Origin of the sequence: Thioalkalivibrio paradoxus ARh 1, assembly GCF_000227685.2 — a bacterium.
Lineage (GTDB): Bacteria > Pseudomonadota > Gammaproteobacteria > Ectothiorhodospirales > Ectothiorhodospiraceae > Thioalkalivibrio > Thioalkalivibrio paradoxus.
Map to the genome: position 1 here is coordinate 639752 of NZ_CP007029.1, position 21822 is coordinate 661573.

Annotated in this window: 16 protein-coding genes; all 16 read left to right on the forward strand. The window is 69.8% G+C overall.

Going from position 1 to position 21822, the window contains the following annotated elements; all coding sequences use genetic code 11:
* Positions 1-4: 4 nt before the first annotated feature.
* The 16 genes from THITH_RS03000 to THITH_RS03070 all read left to right on the forward strand — a co-directional run bounded on the left by THITH_RS03000 (position 5) and on the right by THITH_RS03070 (position 21821).
* Positions 5-466 (forward strand): phage tail protein, encoded by a 462-nt coding sequence (locus THITH_RS03000; protein ID WP_006745980.1) that lies wholly within the window; start codon positions 5-7, stop codon positions 464-466.
* Between the two features lie 4 nt (positions 467-470).
* Positions 471-1946 (forward strand): hypothetical protein, encoded by a 1476-nt coding sequence (locus THITH_RS03005; protein ID WP_006745979.1) that lies wholly within the window; start codon positions 471-473, stop codon positions 1944-1946.
* On the forward strand, positions 1943-2449 hold the full coding sequence (locus THITH_RS03010) for a phage tail protein (RefSeq protein WP_006745977.1): 507 nt from the start codon (positions 1943-1945) through the stop codon (positions 2447-2449). Before THITH_RS03005 ends, THITH_RS03010 begins: the two co-directional genes overlap by 4 nt.
* A complete protein-coding gene (locus THITH_RS03015; protein WP_006745976.1) occupies positions 2449-3336 on the forward strand; it encodes a CIS tube protein in 888 nt (295 codons plus the stop codon). The genes THITH_RS03010 and THITH_RS03015 overlap by 1 nt, the downstream gene beginning before the upstream one ends.
* A 20-nt stretch (positions 3337-3356) precedes the next feature.
* On the forward strand, positions 3357-3518 hold the full coding sequence (locus tag THITH_RS18655; RefSeq protein ID WP_006745975.1) for a hypothetical protein: 162 nt from the start codon (positions 3357-3359) through the stop codon (positions 3516-3518).
* On the forward strand, positions 3518-4561 hold the full coding sequence (locus tag THITH_RS03020) for a phage late control D family protein (protein ID WP_006745974.1): 1044 nt from the start codon (positions 3518-3520) through the stop codon (positions 4559-4561). The genes THITH_RS18655 and THITH_RS03020 overlap by 1 nt, the downstream gene beginning before the upstream one ends.
* A gap of 3 nt (positions 4562-4564) precedes the next feature.
* Entirely contained in the window at positions 4565-5206 is a 642-nt protein-coding gene (locus tag THITH_RS03025; protein ID WP_006745973.1) for a phage baseplate assembly protein V, read from the forward strand.
* 11 nt (positions 5207-5217) lie between these two features.
* A complete protein-coding gene (locus tag THITH_RS03030; RefSeq protein ID WP_006745972.1) occupies positions 5218-6864 on the forward strand; it encodes a hypothetical protein in 1647 nt (548 codons plus the stop codon).
* Positions 6865-6873: 9 nt separating this feature from the next.
* Positions 6874-7269 (forward strand): GPW/gp25 family protein, encoded by a 396-nt coding sequence (locus THITH_RS03035; RefSeq protein WP_006745971.1) that lies wholly within the window; start codon positions 6874-6876, stop codon positions 7267-7269.
* Between the two features lie 14 nt (positions 7270-7283).
* A complete protein-coding gene (locus tag THITH_RS03040; RefSeq protein WP_006745970.1) occupies positions 7284-9449 on the forward strand; it encodes a putative baseplate assembly protein in 2166 nt (721 codons plus the stop codon).
* Positions 9450-9614: 165 nt separating this feature from the next.
* Positions 9615-11987, forward strand: a complete 2373-nt coding sequence (locus THITH_RS03045; RefSeq protein WP_006745969.1) for a phage tail protein — start codon at positions 9615-9617, stop codon at positions 11985-11987.
* An 11-nt stretch (positions 11988-11998) separates the two neighbouring features.
* The gene (locus THITH_RS03050; protein ID WP_006745968.1) at positions 11999-12892 is read left to right on the forward strand and encodes a hypothetical protein; all 894 of its coding nucleotides are present in this window, start codon (positions 11999-12001) and stop codon (positions 12890-12892) included.
* A gap of 19 nt (positions 12893-12911) precedes the next feature.
* Entirely contained in the window at positions 12912-14600 is a 1689-nt protein-coding gene (locus THITH_RS03055; RefSeq protein WP_006745967.1) for a hypothetical protein, read from the forward strand.
* Positions 14601-14610: 10 nt separating this feature from the next.
* Positions 14611-18237, forward strand: a complete 3627-nt coding sequence (locus THITH_RS03060) for a hypothetical protein (protein ID WP_006745966.1) — start codon at positions 14611-14613, stop codon at positions 18235-18237.
* Positions 18238-19878 (forward strand): hypothetical protein, encoded by a 1641-nt coding sequence (locus THITH_RS03065; protein WP_006745965.1) that lies wholly within the window; start codon positions 18238-18240, stop codon positions 19876-19878.
* The gene (locus tag THITH_RS03070; protein ID WP_006745964.1) at positions 19875-21821 is read left to right on the forward strand and encodes an ATP-binding protein; all 1947 of its coding nucleotides are present in this window, start codon (positions 19875-19877) and stop codon (positions 21819-21821) included. The genes THITH_RS03065 and THITH_RS03070 overlap by 4 nt, the downstream gene beginning before the upstream one ends.
* The last annotated feature ends 1 nt before the right edge of the window (position 21822 follow it).

The window sequence follows — 21822 nt, forward strand, 5'->3', positions numbered from 1 at the left end:
AGACATGGCTGAACTGAGGGATACCCCGTATTCGGTCTTCAACTACCTGGTGAACCTGGGCGACGGGTCCGAAGGCGACGTGCAGGGCGGCTTCTCCGAGGTGTCGGGGCTCAATGCCGAGGTCACCGTCGCCGAGTACCGCAACGGTAACGCTCCGGTAAACTACGTGAGCAAGATCCCCGCGATCCACAAGGCGGGAGACGTCACCCTGAAACGCGGGGTGATCGGCGCGCAGAACCTGTATTCGTGGCTCAACCAGATCCGCGCCGGGGACGTGACCGCCAAGCGCAACGTCGAGATCAAGCTCAAGAGCGAGGATCCGGGCGGCCAGGGCGCCGTCGTGACCTGGAAGCTGATCAACGCCATGCCCATCAAGTGGACCGGGCCGACGCTGACCGCCAAGGGAGGCAGCGACGTCGCGATCGAGGAACTGGTGCTCGCGGTCGAGTCCATCGAGCAGTCGTAGCCGCATGGAACTCCTCCACCAACGTATCCGGGTCGCCCCGCGGCCGCCGGCCAGCCAGCGGCCGGTACTGCCGGTGCTGCTGCTCGGCCACGCCCCCGGGCGGGTGCGGCGCCCGCGCATCCCGGACGAGGCACTCGAGCAGATGCGTTCGGTGGGTCTGGGTCCGCTGCTGGAGGAGCGCCTGTTCGCGGCCCCGGAGGAACGAGCGCTATGTCATCTGCCGCTGCCGCTCAACTCCGTTGCCGAGTTCGACGACATCTTCCCCGATGCGCGCGAGGCTGCGACCGACTACCGCAGCATCCTCGCCGGTCGGCGGGCCTGGCTGCCGCAGGCGGTGACCGACTTCTTCGCCAATGGCGGCGAGCGGCTGTGGGTGCTGCGGATTCCCGAGGATGAGGCGCAGGCGGGGTTTCTACCGTCGCGCATGCTGGTTCCGCACGATCTGCACAGCCTGCGCGGTATCGCCCTGCTGCTGTCGCTGCCCGAGGTGGGCGTGGTTGCGCTGCCGGACCTGGAGCGGTTGCAGATTCCGGCCAACCTGCCCGACATTCCGCGCATGCGGCTGGCCAACCCGGAGCCACCGTTCCTGCCCTGTGGCGCGGAGATCGACAACGGCCATCGCGAGCGGCGCAATCCCGGTGAGATCGAACACGCTCCGCCGCCGCTGCCTACCGGCGACCTGCTGCGGCCCGTGCAGTACCTGCTGGCGCGGCACCGTCCCGATGTGCAGTGCCTGTTCACGTTGCCGCTGGCCTATTCCGACACCGACAATGCTGACCGGCCGGGACTCGACCCTGCGGCGCTGGCTGATATCGAGGCGATCAAGGCGGACAGCGACGGGCCCCAGCTGCGCCGGCTGCAGTTGCTCTTTCCCTACCTGCGTGGCGCGGGTTACCGGCTGGTCAGCAGCGTCGGTGCGCTCGCCGGCCTGCAGGCCGGCGGCGCTCGCCGACGGGGCATCTGGCGTTCGGTGGCGGGGCGGCCGATGCGCACCGATGCGCGACCGTATCCCGCGGTGACCCTGCAACGCACCCTCGAACTGCGCGAGCGGCCGGGCATCGGCGTGCTGCAGGTCAACGGCGGCCGCGTGCTCCTGGACGACGAGCGCCTCGCGGTGCCCGCGCTGCCGCCCGACCAGTACACCCTCACCGGGCGCGCGGAGTACCGCAGCGGCGAGGTGGCCCGCTTCATGGGGTTCCTGCTCCGCCAGTTGCGGGCGCTGGGCGAAACGCTGGCGTTCAACGTGGACCACCGCGACCCGCGGCCCCGGCTGCTGCTGGAGGATTTCTTCCGGCGCCTGTACCGGCAGGGCGCGCTGCGCGGCCGCAAGTCAGAGGACGCCTACCGCATCCGGCAGATCACCGGCCAGGACGCTGTAATCATCTTCGAGATCGAGGTGGCGCCGGCCTTTCCGATCGATCGCATTCATATCGCCTTCGTCCATCGCGGTGGTGACTGGACGGCGGAGCTGCGGACATGACCGAGTTCGTCCCCTTTCGCTTCCGGGTCTCGCTCTACAACGGCGACCGGTCCGAGCTCCTGTGCGGTGGTCAGTTCAGCGAGGTGACCGGGCTCGAGGTGACCATGGAGCCCAAGCTGATCGCCGAAGGCGGCCGGAACTGGGGTGCTTTCCAGCGCGCCGGCCAGACCCGGTTCGCGCCGGTGGTGCTCAAGCGCGGCGTCACCAGCATCGATGATCTCTGGAAGTGGTTCGATATCACCACCCGCGGTGCGAACTACGGCTATCGCCTGGAGGGTGAGATCGAGGTACTCGGACACCCGTCGGTCACGGTCGACGGTACCGGCGACGTGACCTCGGTGCAGGACAGCCCGGTTCTGGTCTGGAAGCTGGCCCAGGTACTGGCCACCAGGTTCAAGGGACCGGACCTGTCGGCTACGGCGAGCCAGGCCGCGATCGAGGAACTGCACCTCGTTCACGAGGGACTTACGCTGGTGCGCCCGGCGGCGGGGGAGGGCGCCTGATGGCCGATATCGAGCGCGCACAACTGATCCCCGTCTCCGGCAGCAACGACCAGCCGGATACCCACGACGCGATCGACGTGCAGTTCAACCCGGCCTCACTCAAGGTCGCGCTGTCGAACACGCTGAAGGCCAACCCGCGCAATGGCACGAGCCAGGCGGCACAGTTTGTGGACAAAAGCTCGTCGACGCTGAGCGTGGAGCTGATCTTCGACACGACCGTCGGCTCGGATGCGCAGGGCGAGCCCGCGTCGAAGAGGATCGAGGAAGGGTCCGACGTGCGCAAGCTGACCGGGCAGATCGCCGAGCACTTCATGAAGCCGGTGGCGGCGGGCGATCAGCTGCAGGCCCCGCGCCGCTGCCTGTTCCAGTGGGGTGCATTCGAGTTTCTCGGCCTGGTGCAGAGCTTCGACGAGACGCTGGACTTCTTCTCTCCCGAAGGGCGGCCGCTGCGAGCCACCGTCTCGCTGAAGCTCAGCGAGGACCGCTACCAGTTCCGCAGCCGGGACATCGAGCAGGCGGAACGGGCGACGCCCAGGCTCACGCCGACCGGTGGCGCCGCGCCGGACGCGGACAACCCCGCCGCCGGGAGCGACACCCCGGTGCACGAGGCGTCTGCGGCCGCCGGGCAGGATCCCCGTGACTGGCGCGAGACCGCCCTTTACAACGGGATCGAGTCGCCGCGGCTGCCGGCGGCGTCGGCCCTGGCGGTGCCGCCGGCCGGCGCCGCGGTGACCGGGGGCGCGGCCTTCAGGGTCGGGGTGTCGGCCAGCGTTGGGACCGGGATCGGCGGTGCCTTCGCCAGTACCCAGACGGCCGGAAGCATGCGTGCGGAGGTCAAGACCGTGGCGACCTCCAAGCCCAGGCTGTCAGGCGTGGGTTTCGACTGACGTGACCAGAGGAACATCGAATGCCGGTAGTGATCCACGAAGTCATCGCCGAGGTCGAGGGGACGCCCGTACCGGAGCAGGCGCCAGCCGCCGAGTCGGTGCCACTCGGGCCCGACGAGCGCGACCTGATGGAGAACCTGGCGCTGCTGGAGGAACGCCGGGCGCGCCTGGCGGTGGATTGATGCACGACACCGCCTTCGCAAGCAGCCGCCCCCGGATCCGGGTCGCTGGCGAGGCGCGCCGCGATCTGCAGGACGCGCTGTCGGCGATGATCGTGAACCTTCCGCTCACCGGTTGTGCTCATGCCGAGTTGCAGCTGGCTAATTTCGGTCAGGGTGAAGGCCAGGCCCCCGGGCTGTCGTTCGAGGATCTCCGGCTGGGCGATGAGGTGGAACTGGCCATCGATACCGATGGCGAGGGCAGGATTTTCCAGGGCGAAATCACCGCGCTCGAGGAGCGCTACGGCGATGGGGCCCCGCGGCTGGTCCTGCTGCTCCAAGACCCGCTGCACCGGCTGGGCCGCAGGCGTCGCAGCCGCGTGTTCGAGGACACGACGCTGGATGCGGTGGTGCGCTCGGTGGCCGATGACGCCGGCCTGGAGGTCGAAGTCAGCGCCTCGACGGTGGCCACGGACTATCACCAGCTGAACGAGAGCGACCTGGCCTTCCTGCTGAGGCTGCTCGCTCCGCTGGATATCGCGCTGCGCCTGGAGGATGGCCGCCTGCGGGTTCGTCCGGAAGAGCCCGACGCCACTCCGGTACGGGTGGACCCGCAGGACAATGCCCTGCAGGTGCGGCTGATCGCGGATCTCAACCACCAGCACGATGCCACCGAGGTCCGCGGCTTCAATGCGGCGACCGACCAGGCGGCGGTGGCCTCTGCGAGCACGCTGGCCACCCCGCCGCCGGGCACCACCGCCGCGCAATTACTGGGGAGGCTGGGCTGGCCCGGTCCGGAGGTCGTGGTGCAGCCGTTTGCACGCTCGCAGGGCGAGGCCGACGCCTTCGTCGCCGGCCGTTTCCGCCGCCGCGCGAAATACTTCGTCAGTGGCGACATCCGCATGCTCGGCCAGTCCGCGCTGCGCAGCGGCCGCGAGATCGAACTCGCCGGTGTCTCCGGGCGGCTGCGGGGAACCTACCAGGTGGTGCATTGCGTGCACCGGTTCGATAACGCGGCGGGCTACGAGACCGAACTCAGGGTCCACCGCCCGGACTGGAACGATTGATCGATGACTCCCCATGCCATCGGCGGTCTTTCGAGCCTGCATCTCGGCGAGGTGACCGACAACGCCGACCCGGAGGGCCGGGGCCGGGTCAAGGTGCGGCTGCACGGGGTGGACATGGAGCTCTGGGCTGCGGTGGTCGCCTCGTCCGCGGGAAGCGGGTACGGCGCGAGTTTCATTCCCCGCCGCCAGGAGGTGGTGGTGCTGGCGTTCGTCACGCCGGAGCTGCCACTGGTCCTCGGCAGCATCTGGAGCGGGCAGGGCAGTGTGCCCGACGACGCCGAGCCGCAGGAGGAGCGCTATGTCGTGCGCACCCCGGCCGGCACCGTGCTGGAGTTCGACGACGGCGAGGGCCCCAGGCTGGAGATCCGCACCCCTCAGGGCCATCGTTTGACCGTCACCGACGGCAACGGTGGCGAGGTCGAACTCGCGCGCGGCGGCCAGAGCGTAAAGATGACCGCCAGCGAGGTCAGCGTACGCTCCACCGGCGAGGTGAAGGTCGATGCCGCCAGCATCACCGTCAGCGCCGGCATGGTGACGGTCAACGCCGGAATGTCGAAGTTCAGCGGCGTGGTGCAGGCCGATACCGTGATCACCAATGCCGTCGTGAGTTCGAGCTACACGCCGGGTGCCGGCAACGTCTGGTGAGAGGAACGCCCATGGCAACCACAGCAGTCCGACACGCAAACCACAGGGTACGGCTGCAGCGGCCCTACTATGCACTCGAGGCGGGAACCGAACTGCATCGTTACCAGGAAACCGACTTCATCCCCCGCTTCCTGCAGGATCTGGAGAGTCATGCGCTGGAGCAGCCGCAGGCATCGATCTGGCAGTTCCAGGACCGCTTCAGCCGTCACGACGAAAGCGTAGTGCTGCGTCTGCCGATCCATCGCAGCTTCTACCTGATCAGCTGCGAGATCGCCTGCGACCGTCCCGGCTTTCCGGCGCTCGATCCGGCCCGCATCGCGTCGGCCGGGTTCGTGATCCGCAGCGTGCGCGGCAACGAGGAGCACGCCTGGATGCTGGAGGACGGCGCGGCGCTCGGCTGGCAGCCCGCTGCGGCCGAGCCGCGCGACCCCGATGCGCGGCGCCGGCTGTGTCCGGACGGCAGCGTGCGGCCGCGGCAGGACACGCCCACCTACAGCGGTGAGGAGACCCACCCACTGCACCCGGTGGTGACCCGCGATCGTAACGGCAAATGCCGCACCGTACTCTACGGCTACCTGCCGCTGGGCGGATTTCACTACTACCAGCACAGCGCAGGCGAGACGCCGTTTGATGCAGCCTCCGAGCGCAGCGTGCAGCAGGCGCTGGAGCGCCAGCTGCCGTGGCCGTTTGGTCTGCGCGAGGCCCCGGCGCGGCGGCGCTGGCGTGACGGCGACGCGTGCCACGTGGAGGGCGGCCGGCCGACGATGGCGTTCTTTGAACTGCTGCGGATGCTGGTCAACCGATACCATCTCGGTGAGGCCGGAATCGTGGAGAACGCCGGCCTGGAGGAACTGCTCGGGGAGGTCCGTTTTCTGAACGTCAGGCGCGGTCGGGAGAGCGAGCAGGTGCGACCGCGCGAGAGTCTGGCCGAGTACCTGCGCAGCTGCGCCGGCCACGGCGGCGACAATCCGCTGCTGCGCTGGATCATCGGGCAGGAGGACACCATGGACCGCCACGGTGGCGCGGCCCCGCTGGCGCAGCTGCCGGATGCCACGCAGCCGGCCAGCGATTCCAGCGGCAGCATCGAGTACCGGCTCGAATTCACCGAGGCTCAGGCCGCCCGGCTCCGGGAGTTGCTCCTGGCCCGGGTATCCGGGCAGTTGACGGAACGGGCAAGGGAGGTGCCGATTCCGAAGTTTCAGCAAGGCCGGCACGATCTCTACCAGGTTGTCCCGTTCGTGCGCGTGCTGGACGGCGACGGGAGGGAGCACCTGGTCTGGGCCACCGCGGGCCAGCGCAGCCGGCGTTTCCGTGTTGCCGCTCCGTTCGATCCCGAGGCCAGCCGTCCGGCGGTGATCCAGATGCCAGGGCTGGCCGATCTCAAGCGCGGTCTGGCGAAGGGGGTGAGCATGATCACCCCGGCCGACACCTTCAATCTGATCGACCGGATCAAGTTCAAGAAGGGCGTCACCGCGGACGCGGTCCCCGACAGCGCTCCGCCGGGTGGAACGCTGCAGTGGATCTGCTCGTTCAGCCTGCCGGTTGTCACGCTGGTCGCGATGATCCTGCTGATGATCATGGTCTCGCTGTTGAACATCCTGTTCTGGTGGCTGCCGTGGGTGCGCATCTGCCTGCCGTTCCCCAAACTCAAACGCTAGGTGCCGCGAATGAACGTGCCGGTCCCCAGGCTCATCAGCTGGCCACTGCTCGGTGGCATCCAGCACGGCCGCCTGCCGCATGCCGAGCATGACCGCAGCATCCGCGAGGTGATGCTCAATATCCTGCTCACGCGCCCCGGGGAGCGGCTGATGCGGCCCGACTTCGGTGCCGGGCTGCTGGACTTCGTGCACCAGCCCAACACCGAGACCACCCGCGCGCTGATGGCGCGGGTGGTACGCAAGTCGCTGGAGCGCTGGGAACCGCGGGTCGTGGTGGAGGGAGTGGATGTGCAGACGGCGCGCGAGCGCCTGTCCGAGGTGCACCTGACCGTGCGCTATCGCCTGCGTCATTCCGACGCCCCGCAGTCGCTCGCCCTCGCGCTGGATCTGAACCAGCTGACCTGAAGATGGAATGACCGATGCCGCTACCGGTGCCCAACCTGGACGATCGCCGCTTCGAAGATCTGGTCGCAGAGGCCAGGGCGAGGCTCGCCACTCACTTGCCGGAACTCACACAGCTCGCGCCGGGCGATCCGGTGCACAACTTCATCGAGCTGTTCGCGTGGCTGACCGAGACCATTCTCTATCGCGCCAACCTGATCCCCGAACGGCAGCGGCGGGTGTTCCTGAACCTGCTTCAGATTCCGGTACGGCCGGCACAGCCCGCGGTGGGAGTCGCCTGCATCGGCACCGGACCGCGCTCGGTACGCATCCCGCCGGTGGTGCCCGCCGGTCTGCAGCTGACCGGTGCGGGCCAGACCTTCACGACGGTGGGCGAGGTGCAGCCGACGCCACTCGAGTTGTCGGTCGCGATCAAGCAGACACTGGATGCGGAGGATCTGCAGGCATTGGGGCTGACGCTCGATGATCTGCACGAGCAATACGCGCTCGCGCGCGGCGAGATTCCCGCACCGTTTCAGCCGCACGTATTCGACGTTCCCCGCGAACCGCTGAGCCTCGTGCGGAGTCTGGACAAGGTGTACTACGTCGCCTTTTCGGTCCCGCGCACGCTGGTCGCGAGCATCGACGAGATCCGCGCCGGCCTGGCCGGCATCGTCCTCAATATCGCGATCGCGCCGGACGATGCGGACACGGGTGAGAGTGTCAGCGACCTGCGCGCACGGGCGCTGGACTGGACACTGATGGTGCAGGGTCAGGAGGGCGAGATCCTTTCACTGCCGCTGGAGGTGGTGCACGACAGTTCGCTGGGCGGGCGCCGCGCCGGGGTGGCGCGCCTGCGCCTGCCGCGTAACCCGGCGCTGTTCCAGGGGCTGACCCGGGAGGATCCGATGTTTGCCGGTCTCGGCGAACTGCCGCCGGAGCTCCCGACGCAGATTGCCGCCAACCGCATCGTGTTCTGGGTCCGGCTCGGCTGTGCCGAAGAACCCGATCTGCCGCTGGGGTACCTGGACGTCAACGGTGTCGACATCGTCGGCCAGGGACTCAAGCGCGACCTGATGGTCGGGATCGGCAACGGCCGGCCCGATCAGGTCGTCGTGCTGCCGGACACTCAGATCGACGCCGGGACGCTGGAACTGACCGTGGCGGAAGAGGGGGCCTGGGTGCCCTGGCAGCGTGTGGACTTTCTTGCCGGCCATGGCCCGGAGGACCGGGTGTTCCGGCTCGACGCGGTGGCCGGTCACGTCCATTTCGGCAACGGCGAGAATGGCAAGCGGCCGCCCGAGGGTCACCGCATCCGCGTGGCGGCTTACCGTTTCGGCGGCGGCCGCGAGGGCAACCTGCCTCCCGGCAGCCTGACCGAACTGACCGGGGCCAGCAGCCGGTTGGTGTTGCGCCAGGACTGGCCGACCCGTGGCGGGGTCGATGCCGAGACGGTGGAACAGGCCGAACAACGGATCCCGCAGTTCCTCACCCACCGCAACCGTGCGGTGACACGGGACGACTTCCGCCTGCTGACGCTGGCGAATCCCATCAACCCGGTGGCGCGCTGCGAGGTGCTGGAGGGCTTCCTTCCCGGGGCCAGCATCCGCGCAGTGCGGGAGGGCGTGCCCGGGGTCGTGAGCCTGTTCGTGCTGCCGCCCGGCGAGCCGGCGCTCAATGCCGCGCCGCGACCCACGCAGGGCCTGCTGAAGGACGTCTTCAACTACCTGCGTCAACGCCTCCTGATCGGCACCGAGCTGTACGTGCTGAGTCCCGAGTTCGTGCCGGTTGCGGTCTCCGTGAAGATTTCGGTCCACGACGTGCAGACCGAGCAGCAGACCCTGCGGGCGGTGCGCGAGGCACTGATCCGTTACCTCTGGGCGCTGGCGCCGGGCGGCGCCCAGGGCGAAGGCTGGCCGCTGGGAGCTGCGGTACGTGGCAGGGAACTGCTGACGCAGGCGGCGCGTGCACCGGGCGTGCGGGAGGTGAACGCGCTTGCCGTGTTCGTCCGTGTTGACGGCCATTGGCGGCGTCTGGAGCTCGACGAGCCGCTGGACCTGGCCGCCTACCAACTGCCCGAACTGGTCGGCATCGGCGTCGGTAGCGGAACGGGAACGCCCGGGTTGCCTGAAGGGCTCGCACCGGCTCCGGGCGGCGGTGGCGGGCGCCCGGTGCCGGCGCCCGTGATTCCGGATGTGTGCTAGGGGCTCGATGATGCACGTTGCGCACTGCCAGGCTGGGCTCGTCGGGTACGCGGCGGCCAAGCCCCTGACCCCAATCGGCGGGCGGGGCTGGGCGCGCTGTGGTCCCTACCGGAGCCACCCGGCGCCGGAATCCCGTCCAGTGCGGCCGTGGCGGGGGTGGTGATCATGGACGTCAACAACACCCCGTATTTTCTGTTCAAGGACGAAGCGGACTTCGACAACGGCTCGTCCTTCTATGCCTGGAACGGTGGCTGCGGCGGCGCGCTCACGCTCGCCCAGCAACAATCCCTGCAACTGCCGGGCAATTCGCCGGCGGCGGCCCGAGCGCAGTGGCCGACTGCCGCGCCGCTGGTGCTCGATCCACACGGCCAGATCGGCCGCATCAGCCCGGATGGCCAACGCCTCGAATGCAGCGTGGGCGGCGAGTTCCGGCCGCTGGAGGATCGGGAACTGGCGCCGGTGCAGGCGCCGGCCGGACGCTTCGTCGACCTGCACCTGGGCGGCGATGGCCGCCTCGTCGCGGCGTACCGGAACGACGACGGGCAAGGCATCGTGGTGTTCCACCTGCGCCGGCGCTGGCAGCAGCACCTGCCCCTGCCGCAGCCCGTGCTGCGTGCCGTGGTGGACCCGGACAGCCGGATCTGGTGCCTCAGCCAGGATCGCCTGTCGCTGTGCGAAGGGGAGCCCCTGCCGCTGCCGTACCGCGCGCAGCCCGAGCGCTTCGAACCGCTGCATCAGGTGCCACAGCCGCTGCGCCTGCGCTGGCAGCAACCGCTGCCGGATGGCCTGACTCCGCTGGCCGTGGCCGCCGACGACGCGCACGTGTATGTGCTGGCCTATACCGCTTCCAACCGGCAGCGGATCCTGGTGCGACCGCGGACACCGGAGCCCGAGCGGGCACTGAAGCCGTACCGGGTGGATCAGGCGGTGCCGTTTGCGCTGGACCTGACGGTCGCCGGTCCCGGCAAACTGGCGCTGATGCCGCCGGGGCTGTTTCCGGGCCTGCCCCGGCGCGACCTGGGCGCGAGCCGGCAACCGAGGGACTGTCCGGTGATCCGGCTGCAGGCGAGCGGCAAGGCGAGTTTGATCCGGGAACGCTACCCCATGCAGTCCAAGGCCGGGCTGCGGTTCGTCAGCGCACTGGACGGCCGGTTGCGCTACCCGGCCGAAGCGGACCCGGCGTTCCCCGAGTTCTCCCCCAGGCCGCGGGAGCTGCATCCGCTGCGCCAGCCGCGATACGCCACTGCGGCGGCCGCAACGCTCCGGCAGACGCTGGATTCCGGCCAGCCGGGCAGCGTTTGGCACCGGATCTATCTGGAGGCTTCGATTCCCCGGAGCTGCGCGATCACGATCTACGCGAAGGCCTTCGACAACCCGGATGCACGCACTGCGACGCCCTATCTGCGCCAGGTTGCCCCGCTGTGGACGCCGCACGCGTCGGAGCTTGCGTTCCAGTCCTGCGCGGTGACACCCAGGCCGAACGAGGCCGGATTGTTCGAGATTCTGCTGCAGCGCCCTGGCGGCAATGTGCGACGCCTCTCCGGGCGCTACCTGCAGTTGCGCATCGTGATGCAGGGCGATGGCCGCCAGACGCCGTCCATCCACGCGATGCGCGTGTACGGCCCCCGCTTCTGCTACCAGGAGGCGTACCTGCCCGGACATTTCCGCCAGGAAGAGGCGTACCTGCCCACAGCGGGCGGCGAGCCCGCCAGCGCCAATGCGGCCGACCTGCGCGAGCGCTTCCTGGCTTCCCTGGAGGGTATGCTGACACCCATCGAGGCCACGGTGGCAACCGCGGAGGCGCTGGTCTCTCCCGAATCCACCCCGGCTGACAACCTGCCGTGGATCGCCGAGCTCCTTGGTCAGCCGATTCCCGCCGGCTGGCCCGAAGGGCGCCGGCGGCGCCTGGTGCGGCATGCGACCCGGCTGCAGCAGTACCGCGGCACCGTGGCCGGCGTGCAGCTGGCGCTGGATATCGCCACCGACGGCGGCGTCCAGCGGGGCGAGGTGGTCGTGGTGGAGAATTTCCGCCTGCGCCGGACGATGGCGACGATCCTGGGCGTCGACATGGATGACCGCGACCACCCGCTGACCCTGGGCACCGGCGTGACCGGCAACAGCATCGTGGGCGACAGCCTGATCCTGTCCGAAAGCGGTGCGCTGGAGTTCCTGGCGCTGTTCGCGCCGGAGCTGGCCGGGCTCGAACGCGAACAGGCGGTGCAGGCGTTCTTCGACCGGTACAGCCACCAGGTGAGCGTGCTGCTGCATGGCGACGCGCGTGCCCGTCGGCCGCAGGTGGAGCAGACGCTGTCCGAACAGATGCCGGCACACGTGCGCTGGCGGGTGTTCGAAAGCGATCACCCGTTCGTACTCGGTCTGGCGCCGCTGCTCGCGGTGGATACCTTCCTCGAGCACGCGCCGGCGCCAGGCCGCGTCACTCTGAACGACACCTATCTCGGCAGGGAAGGCCTGCTAAACAACCCGACGGCGCTGTCGCCGCGCGACGTCAACGCGCGGACCGGCGCCCCCGGAGCCTGATGGAGCCCGCCATGTCGTCATCGGCCAAAGACTTTGCCACCGTCGAACAGGACGCCAACCTGGAGAGCCCGCTGCGGCGCGTTGCCTACGAGGCCGGCATGATGCTGGGCCTGGAGGCGACCCGTGACGAGCAGGGGTATCACCGCCGCCGGCTGACTCGCCAGCAGTACTGGCTGCACGGGGCCGGCACACTGGCCGGAATGGCGGTGAGTATCGACCCCGACGCGGCCGAGGATCCGGACACCGACATGACGGTGCGTGTGCTGGTCGGGCCGGGATTCGGCATCGACGGGCTGGGCCGCGAGGTGCTGGTGCATGAACCGTACTGCGTGAACCTAGGGGAGTGGCTGGCCGCGCAGGGCGAAACCGCCCTGCACGATGGCTTCGATGCCGGCGAAAGCCGCCTCTGGCTGCGCGTGAGCGTGCGCTACCAAGACTGCCCGGTGGCCGCACAGCCGGTATTGGCACGCAAGCTCAACATGAGCACCGATCCGGTCCAGCCCAGCCGCATCGCCGATGGCGTGCTGCTCGAAATCCAGCCGGAACTGCCGCCAGCCGGGGAGCCCGGCTACCGGCCATGGCAGGCACACGGTCCGCTGGCGGATGCGCCCGAAGGGCTGACCGACGCCGAGCAGGCGACCCTGGCGGCCGCCGAAGCCGAGAGCGAGGCCGCCGGCCGGCTGATGAACCTGCACGCGCGGCTGCTGCACGCGCTGGATGACGGCGTCAGCCCCCAGACCGTGGCCGACCGGCTGCACGAGAGTGCCCGGCTGCTGCTTGCGCGCATCGCTATCGAGACCACCAGCCTGTCCCACATCGTGGTCAATCCTTCCCGCATCAGTGTCAACAACCTGGTCCGTCCATTCCTGGTCACGCCCGGCCAGCTCGCCCATCTGGCGCGCTAGCCCTGAGCACGAGGTCGTCATGAGCAACTCTACCGGTTTTCAACCCCTCGGCAGCGTTGGCCCCGCCGGGCGCGAGCTGGAACGCGTCGCGGACATCGATGCAAGGCTCACCCGCACGCATTACTTCGATGGCCGCCTGCTGACCGCGGAAGACCTGATTCGCGACCAGGTGTACCTGGACCGGCGGCTCCGGGAGGTCGGCCAGGCGCTGGGTTCGGGTGTCGTGCGCGGGCTCGAGGTATCGCTGTCCGCAGCCGTGCTGGAGGTCAGCCCGGGCACGGCGGTCTCCGCGGCGGGACGGGTGCTCCAGCTCGCTCGTCCGCTGTCGCTCCATCTCGACGACCGGGCACTGATTGCACGGTTGAACGCCGGCCGTCACCGCCGCCTGGAACGCGGCCTGTACGCGGTGACGCTGCACTACGCCGAGGTCCGAACGGATGTGGCCGAGGTGTTCCCGCGAGATCTGGGCGCGCGCGCCGAGGTGCAGCACGATCGCGTCAACGAGGGGGTGCAGCTGGCGCTCACGCCCCTGCCGCACCCGCTGCCGCAGCAAAGCCAACTGCACCTGCGTGCGCTGCTGATGCGCGAATACCTGGGTGGGGCGGCTGCGGGCGTGGTGCCGGAGGATGCGGTGGCGCTTGGGGTGCTCGCGGTTGCCGGCGACCGGCCACTGTGGCTGGACGGCGAGCTGCTGCGCCAGCCGCTGCGGCCACCGCACGCGCCCAACGCCCTGCAGTCGGACTTGGCCCGCCTGTACGAGGCCCTGCTGCGCGACGTGCTCCGCGAACGCCGGATCACCAGCCCGGGCGCCGAGTTTGCCGCCGACCAGTATTTCAAGCTGCTGCCCCCGGTCGGATCCCTGCCCAAGGCGGCCGTCGATCCATCGGCGGGACGCCAGAGTTACTTCCCCGAGTCCTTCCAGGTCTGGGTCGCGCCGGTGCGCGTGTCGGACCTGGAACTGGTGCGGCAGGAGTCGCTGCGCCTGGAGCCGATCGACCTCGGCCACGACCAGGCGGTGGACATCATCGTGCTCGCGCCGCTGGCCAACCGGGACTACGGCCGCTTCGCTCGCGCGCTGGAGCGCAGTCCTGCAGACACGGCTCGCCTTCCCTTCACCGACCCGCTGATGCTGCGCATCTACCCGATGCGGCCCGTGCACGAACTCGATACCGACCGGGTGACCTGGGAAGCGATCTGGGACCGCGTCGGCGATGACCGGCTCATCTACGTGCGCCGGCCGTTGCGGGTGGCCGAAACCGCGTTGAGCGGCATCGTGCTGGCCCAGGGCACCGCCCCTCCGCCGGAGCCGGACGACGGTCAAAGCCCCGCCGATGGCGTCCGACTGCTGCGGGACGAAGACTCGGTGCTGCTGAACCGGATCAACCTCGGGTGGCTCGCGTCGCTGCGCCCGCCGGGGGGGCGTGCCGCCGAGACCGCGCTCAGGGCGCTGATCCATGACCACGGCGACGATGCGGTCACCCTCCAGGCGATGCTCGCGATCCTGCTGCGGGTCGAGCGCCGCTATGACGGCGTGATCTGGCAGACCCTGCGTCAGCTCGCCGACGACGGCCGGGTGCCCGCTTTCCGCGAGCGGCTGGTGGAGGCGCAGGCATCCGGGGAGACCACCGCCGATGCGGTCGCCGGCCTGGCCGGAGAGTTTGGCTTTGGAGCCGCCCTGGTCCGGTCCTGGCGGGCCGTGGAAGCCTGAGGAGGCCGTGATGTCGAGCATTCTGCTGCACGATCCGATCCCCGCGTCACCCCACCTGGAACGGCTGCATCTTTTCCCGGGCCGCCATCTGGGCGAGGACGAGTTCGACCGCCTACAGGCCTACGCCGATGCGCGGCTGGAACCGCTGCTGGCGGGCTACCCCCCGGGAATCCTCCACGGCCTGGAAGTCGCGGCCGACCGCGTGCCCGACGGCATCGACCCGCTGCACCCGTACCGACTGGGCGACGGCTGCTCGGTGGCGCCGGGGATGGCGGTGGCCGGCAACGGCAGGGCCGTCGGCGTGTACTACCCGCTTTACCAGCACTGGAACAGCCTGATCGAGACCCACCTCGCCGAGACCGAAACCAGCGACGCGGGCGGAATATATTTCCTGATCCTGCGGCGCGCGCCGTTTCACATCGACGCCGATCCCGACGTCGATCCGTGCCAGCGCACCGAACTCGACCCGAACCGCGATTCCAGAAGGGTGGTGCTCGGGGCGCTGGCACTGCGTCGTGTCGCCTTGCCCTCCGGCGTCGCGGCCGGAGCCAGCCAGGAGCAGGCCGAGAACGCGGTGGCCGCGTACTGCGCGGACGGAGAATTCCTCGGCGACCTCGGCCACGCGGTACCCCTGGGATTGCTGGCGGTGGAGGAGACGGCCGAGGGGCCTCGGCCCCGCTGGTTTTCTGCCACCGTCGGGCGCTACCTGGCGCAGCCCGACAGCGGCTACAGGGTGCTGCACAGCCAGGTGACCGAGGCGTTTCGCCGCCTGGTCACCCGGGCGCGGCGCGCGGGCGAGCTTTCGGGCGACCCGGAATTCGATTTGCTGGCGTATCTCGAGGAGCATCTGCTGCTGGATTATCTGCCGGCGGCCGGCCAGCTGCCGTTGGCGCTGCTCCAGGATGCCGCGTCGGTAACGCCGCGCGTGGCGTTTCTGCCATCGCACCTGCGCATCGACGCGGTGGCAGTCCCCGACACGGCGGTCGATGAGCTCATTGACCGCCACTTGCCGCGGCGCGTGGTGGATCTGCGCCGTCCGGCAGGCGAACACCTGCGCCTGCTGCTGGCTGTCCCCGAACGCCACTACCGGCCGGAGATGCTCGACATCCCGCAGACCGATGGCCGCCTGGAGCAGGACGTCTACCGCTATTTCATGCGCGCGCACGACAGCTGGCTTGCCTGGAGGCGCCAGTTCGGCCGGCTGTATTCCGTGCAGGAGGAGGCCGGTGCGGCCCTGACGCCGGAGCAGTTGCGCGCGCTGTCGCTGCCGCAGCCGGTCCCGCCCCCGGCCGTGCCGTCGACGGTGTTCGAGGCCATCGTCGAACGTGCGCGGTCGGAGCTGGAGAGTCCGCTCCCGCATCCCTACGACCGCGCGCTCCCGGAGCCGCCGGAGCGCTATCAGCAATGGTTCGATGACGGCGCACCGCCCGCGGCCTCTGAGCCGGAGGACGACGGGCTGGTCATCCAGTACGCCATCGGCCAGGTGGAACTGGAGGCGCTCGATAACCGGATCCGCATCCTGCAGACGCGACTGAACAAGACCCAGGACTACCTGCTGCTGCAACGTCAGCAGCTCGACTCGCAGACCGTGTCGCTGGCTGCACTGGCCGGCGGCGTCGCCGGCGATGGCTCGGGGCTGCAACTCGCGCGCTGGATGCCCTACACGCGGCTCAATCCGCTGCCGCTGGCGGCCGAGGCGGTGGCAGAAGCGGCAGAGCGGGAACAGCCGTCGCCGCCGGAGGAGGATGCGACGCCCCTACGTTCCTCCTCCGCCTCGCGGGAGGCGCTGTTCACGACGCTCTCGATGACGGCCGCCGACACGACCCACCGGGTCGCAATGACCCAGCCGCTAATTCCGACGCAGATCTCGTCGCTGGCCCGCAAGACGATCTCCACCACTGCCCAGAGCCAGCGTTTCTCCGTGCTGAAGCCGGCGACCCGATCCGCGGTCGAGTTCGGCATCAACAAGGCGCGCCTGGAGCAGATGACCACGCCCGCACGGAATCCGGTCGCGCCGCCTGCCTTCCAGGCGGAAACGCCGCGGGTCGGTGTGCTGAGCCACATCCATCCCGAGTTCAACGAGTACAAGAAGGCCTACGACGACATGGAGGCGCTGCTCGCCAACCTGGACGGGCTGTTCGACAGGAAGGAAACCAGGGCGATCAAGCGCCGGCTCCAGCGCATCCGCGATCGTGTGGGGCTGGAGCACCCGACCCAGATGGAAGAGAACCTACCCTGTGGTGATTCTACCGCCGAGTTGGTCCAGCACCGCTACCAGCAACTGTTCAAGGCGGGGCAGATCCTGACCCAGCAGATTGCGATCATCGAGGCCCGTTTCGATACCCTTGAACGTGACCTCAATGCCCGCTTGCGCGACCGCCAGGACCTGCAGCAGCGCCTGGTCAAGCTCGCGGCGATGATCGTCCAGGAACGGCAGGAACTCGATGTCCTGGACGGTCGGCGTCTGGAGCGCCTGGGAGACTATGCCGTGACGCAGCGGCTGCTCGATGAAGACTGGCGCAGGACCTACCTGCGCAACCAGGAGCGCACCCGCCTGCTGACGACCGGGCTCTCCGGGCTGTACTACGTGCGGGTGAACTCCGCCGGGGTGAGTCTGCCGCTGGCCGACCCGCTGACGCTGCGCCACGGCAGCGCGCGCGATATCGTGCCCGGCTGTCCGGCCGACGCCGAGTACGAGCTGCCGGACAGCCTGGCGGCCTTCTTCGATACCGTGCGCGAGGTGCCGGTGGCCGACTGGGCGGCGCTGGCACCGGTACTTCCGCGGCTTGCCAACGCGGTACGTGTCGAGCAGGCAGCCGAACTGCGTCAGCTGCGGCTCGCCAGGCTTGGGCAACCGACGCCGAATCAGTCGACGCGGCTCCCGCTGCAGCAGGCGATGTCGAACCTGAACCGGCAGAACCTCGCCGTGCTGGGCACGCTGGCCAGTCAGGAGCCGCCGCTTCGGACCGCGTCGCTGAGCGCCTTCAACCGGGGCAATGCCCGCGTGCTTTCGCTGCAGGATCTGCTCACCGGCAGCGCCGGCAGGCCACGCTACGACGCGAACCAGCTCCAGACCCGGCTCGAGCAGTGCATCGGCTGCCTGGTCGAGCACCTGGAACGCCTCGCTCCGTCGCTTCGCCTGGAGTGGTCGCAGCTGGCCGAGGACGACCGGCTGCCGCTGCCGGGTACGGGCCGCTGGCCGGGCCTCGATCGCGCCGAGCAGGACGACTTCAATACCGTGCGCACCATCGTCGAACTGATCGACTGGTGGTTCCGCCAGCTCGTCCCGGACGCCTCCGGGGCCGGCCGGTCGGCGCTGCGGAACATGATTCGCGCGGCCGTGATTCACTCTGCCCTGGGCGACCCGGCTGGGATCCTGCACGGGGAGGTGCAGGTGCCGCCGCGCCGCCTTGTGGTAGGCGAGCCGATGCGGCTGTCCCTGAACAAGCCGCCGCCGCCCGGAACGCTGCTGCAGTTGCTCGACCGCAGCCAGCAGGTGGTCGGGTTGCTCAGCGTCGCCGACGCCGATCAGCGTGGCGTGGTGGCCAATCTCGTGCAGGTCGATCGCCCGGGTATCCCTGTGGGCAGCGGTTTCACCGTGGTGGCGAGCAAGTTGACCAAGGGGCTGGGCCGCTAGATGCCGGCGCCGCGCTGGGGCGTGGTGGTTGATCGACTGCGTCTGCCCGGGCAGACGCCCGACGTCCGCGCCGTGATGGCGCTGGTTGAAACCGCCGACTGGCCGCAGCGACGCGACTGGGTGATCGTGCGCAGGATCGAGGCACGCGCGCCGCTTGGCCGCCTTGCCCGGCGCCTCGGTGAGGCGACCGATGCGCAGATCGATCAGGCGGTGTCGCCCGGTTCGGCGGGCGCGGACCGCGCGGCGGCGATCCGCTTCGTCGACCGGGCCGATCTGCTGGCCTGGCTGAGCGAGGATCTGGCCCGGGGGCGCGCGGCGACCCGCTGGTATTGGCAGCACTGGCGGCACCTGTTCGGCCGTCCGCCGGCGCGCGCGCTGGCGACACTCTGGCAGGATGACATCGCCCACCTTCCGGCGGTAACCGCCCGGCTGGCGGAACGCGGGGTCCTGGTCACCGTCTGGCAGGCACTGGATGTCGAGGCCGCGCAAGGGCTGGTCGCTGCGTATGCGCGGCACGGCGGTGTGCCGCTCGCACCCGCGGCGGGTGTGTCGGATCAGGTGGTGGTCACCCACGACGCCGACCTGCCGCCGACCCTGCGCGGGCGTTGGCTACCGGTGCTGCGGGAGTGGGCGCCGGGCGATCCGCACGTGACCCTGGCCGCGTTGCTGGTCGCGCTGGAATGGCAGCCGATCAGGGTCGTCAACCAGCCGGCCGCGCGCCTGCAATTGGTCTGCCGCGCGCTGCGTCCGCCTGTGCCGTTCGCGCCCCCGCCACCACCGGCGGACGACAGGGCGACCCCTGCGGAGCCTGGATTACCGGGAAGCGCCCATCCGGCTCGCAGCGGCGCGTGGGCGCCCCACGCCGGAACCGGGCCGGCTCAGTCCGAGCAGCCGGGTGCGGCACCGCGGCGCGGGGATGCTCCAAAGCGTCGGTCGGGCGAGCCTCGCATCGCCGAACCGGACACGACTCGACCCGATGCCCAAGCGGGTCCGCGGGTCGGATCCGACCTGCCGGAACTCGATATGGCCGGGCTGCCGCGTCGGCGCTCGGTGCGCCGGGCGCTGACGGCGTCGGCTCCGCCCGCCCCGGCGGAGCCCGTCGCAGCAGGAACACCGCGCCCCGGTTCGGATGCATCGACCGAGCCCGAGACCGGACCCGATCCGAACCGGAATTCGCTGCAGACCGGGCAGGGGGGGCTGTTCTACCTGATCAATGTGCTCGAACACCCGCAGATCAGGCGTGTTCTCGAACAGCGGCAGGCCTGGCAGGTGTTGCCCGACGGCTGGTTGTGGCTGTACCGGCTCGGTCGCGAACTGGACTTCGACCGGGAGGACCCGCTCGCGCATTTTCTCGCCGGGCAGGCAGGCCTGAGCGATCCGGCCGCGCTGGAGAATGCACCCGAGCTGCCGCATCTTCGCGAGTTGCTGGCGCAGATCGTGCGCGTCTACCGCGAGCTCTGGAGTCCAGGCCTTCTCGCCGTACGCGGGCGGCTGGTGCATACGGAAAGCCATCTCGACCTCCACCTTCCACTGCCGGCCGTACGCTTGCCCGTGCGCCTTGCCGGGCTCGACGTGAACCCGGGCTGGGTGCCGTGGCTGGGGCGGGTGGTGACCTTCATTTATTCGGAGGCGGAGGAATGAGCCGTCCGGTGGAGTCGCTGCCGCGGCCACAGGCGCCGGAAGCGCTCAGGACCCTGCTGCGGGCGGGACTCGCCGAATTCATCGCCCGCAGCCTGGGGCCGGATGAACCACTGAGTGCACTGGTGCTGGACGAGCGTTCCGACTTGGGCGCGAGGTTGCCCTGGGCCGTGCAGCGCGATCTGGCGCTGCGCGCCTGGCCTCCGCGCCACGGTGCCCTGGCGCGGCTGGTCGAGGAATTCGGCCTGGATCTCCCCCAGGGCTTTCTGCTGGCGCTGGCGGGAGAGAGCGAGGCCTCGCACCCGGTCACCCTGGCGGTCGCCGAATTGCAGGCGCCTGGGGACAGTGCGCGGCCGACGGTGCATCTGGCGGTGGCGCTGCTGCGGGCCCTGTTCGGCGCCGAGGTCATCGACGTCCCGAAACTGTGCGCCGGCCCGTTGCTGCGGTACCAGGTACTGGAGCTCGAAGGCGATGGGCCGTTGCCGCTGCAGCAACTCAGGATCTCGCCCGCGCTCTGGTCCGTGCTGACGGAATCGGCCGTCGACTGGCCGCAGGGACGGATGTTGACGACGGAGCGTGCACCGCTCCTCGCCAGCGCCGCGCGTGAGCAGGCAGCGCGGCTGGCGGCCGTGATCCGCGGGGGCGCAGCCACGGGGCTGGTGCTGCGCGGAGCGCCGGGCAGTGGTCGTTCGCAGCTGGCCGCACTGATCGGGGCTGAACTCGGCCGCAGGCCGCTGCAGATCGCCGACACACTTTGGTTGGAACAGCCGGCGTTCCGGCTGGCCAGCCGCGTCGCCGGCTGGCTGCCCGTGCTGTCACCCCGGGTCGGGCCTGGCGAGGCCTGGCAGGGCAGGGTCGAGCCCGGCGTTCCGCTGGTCGTCCTGCTCGGGCGCGACGGGACCGTGGAGGGCGAGGGCTGGCTGGAACTGGAGTTGCCTCTGCCCACATTGGCCGAGCGCCGACGATTCTGGCGCGAATGCCTGCCGTCCGGGTTGGCCGACGAGTGCGCCGGCGCGCTGCTGAGCGGGCCCGCGATCGCCCGTGTTGCTGCCAGCGCGAAGCTGCAGGCGGCGCAGGCGGGCATCGAGGTCGGGCCTGAACACCTGCTGCGTGCGCGACGGGAACTGGGCGCGGCATCGTTGCGGCTGTTGGCGCAGCCGTTGGAGTCAACGGTGGGGAAGGACGCGCTGGTGGTGCCGGAGGCGGTGCAGTCCGCGCTGGAGGCTCTGATTGCCCGCGTTCACCAGCGCGAGGCGGTATGGAAAGGACTTGGGCAGACGCTCGCCGCCACGCGCACCCCGGGGGTGCGCGCGCTGTTCGTCGGCGAGAGCGGCACCGGCAAGACGCTGGCGGCCAGCTACGTGGCCACCGCGCTGGCGGCGCCGTTGTACCGGGTCGATCTGGCCGCCGTGATGAACAAGTACATCGGCGAGTCGGAAAAGAATCTGGCCGCGTTGCTCGACCAGGCCGCCGCCTGCGATGCCGCGCTGCTGTTCGACGAAGCCGACGCGCTGTTCGGCCGGCGCAGTGACGGCAAGGACACCGGCGAGCGCTACGCCAACATGCTCACCAACTTCCTGCTCAGCCGGATCGAGACCCACCCGGGGCTGGTGATCCTCACCAGCAACAGCCGCGAGCGCATCGATGGCGCGTTCAACCGCAGGCTGGATGCGGTGATCGAGTTCCCGCTGCCGCGTTTTGCCGAGCGGCTCGCGTTGTGGCACAGCCATTTCGGTGCGCGTGCCCCCGATGCCGATGTCTGCCGTCACCTCGCAAGCCACTGCGACCTGGCCGGCGGTCAGATCCGCAATGTCGTACTGCATGCAGCGGTGGCGACCACGGCGCAAGGGCCCATTCCCGTGCCGGCTCTGCTCGCGGCCCTGCGCAAGGAATACGACAAGCTGGGACGCGGCCTGCCCGCGAGGCTGGAGCGCCTGGGGGCCTGAT

Bases quoted from the DNA above. Each gene is read 5' to 3' on its own strand.
- THITH_RS03000 (WP_006745980.1), top strand. From the start codon at position 5: ATGGCTGAACTGAGGGATACCCCGTATTCGGTCTTCAACTACCTGGTG.
- THITH_RS03005 (WP_006745979.1), top strand. From the start codon at position 471: ATGGAACTCCTCCACCAACGTATCCGGGTCGCCCCGCGGCCGCCGGCC.
- THITH_RS03010 (WP_006745977.1), top strand. From the start codon at position 1,943: ATGACCGAGTTCGTCCCCTTTCGCTTCCGGGTCTCGCTCTACAACGGC.
- THITH_RS03015 (WP_006745976.1), top strand. From the start codon at position 2,449: ATGGCCGATATCGAGCGCGCACAACTGATCCCCGTCTCCGGCAGCAAC.
- THITH_RS18655 (WP_006745975.1), top strand. From the start codon at position 3,357: ATGCCGGTAGTGATCCACGAAGTCATCGCCGAGGTCGAGGGGACGCCC.
- THITH_RS03020 (WP_006745974.1), top strand. From the start codon at position 3,518: ATGCACGACACCGCCTTCGCAAGCAGCCGCCCCCGGATCCGGGTCGCT.
- THITH_RS03025 (WP_006745973.1), top strand. From the start codon at position 4,565: ATGACTCCCCATGCCATCGGCGGTCTTTCGAGCCTGCATCTCGGCGAG.
- THITH_RS03030 (WP_006745972.1), top strand. From the start codon at position 5,218: ATGGCAACCACAGCAGTCCGACACGCAAACCACAGGGTACGGCTGCAG.
- THITH_RS03035 (WP_006745971.1), top strand. From the start codon at position 6,874: ATGAACGTGCCGGTCCCCAGGCTCATCAGCTGGCCACTGCTCGGTGGC.
- THITH_RS03040 (WP_006745970.1), top strand. From the start codon at position 7,284: ATGCCGCTACCGGTGCCCAACCTGGACGATCGCCGCTTCGAAGATCTG.
- THITH_RS03045 (WP_006745969.1), top strand. From the start codon at position 9,615: ATGGACGTCAACAACACCCCGTATTTTCTGTTCAAGGACGAAGCGGAC.
- THITH_RS03050 (WP_006745968.1), top strand. From the start codon at position 11,999: ATGTCGTCATCGGCCAAAGACTTTGCCACCGTCGAACAGGACGCCAAC.
- THITH_RS03055 (WP_006745967.1), top strand. From the start codon at position 12,912: ATGAGCAACTCTACCGGTTTTCAACCCCTCGGCAGCGTTGGCCCCGCC.
- THITH_RS03060 (WP_006745966.1), top strand. From the start codon at position 14,611: ATGTCGAGCATTCTGCTGCACGATCCGATCCCCGCGTCACCCCACCTG.
- THITH_RS03065 (WP_006745965.1), top strand. From the start codon at position 18,238: ATGCCGGCGCCGCGCTGGGGCGTGGTGGTTGATCGACTGCGTCTGCCC.
- THITH_RS03070 (WP_006745964.1), top strand. From the start codon at position 19,875: ATGAGCCGTCCGGTGGAGTCGCTGCCGCGGCCACAGGCGCCGGAAGCG.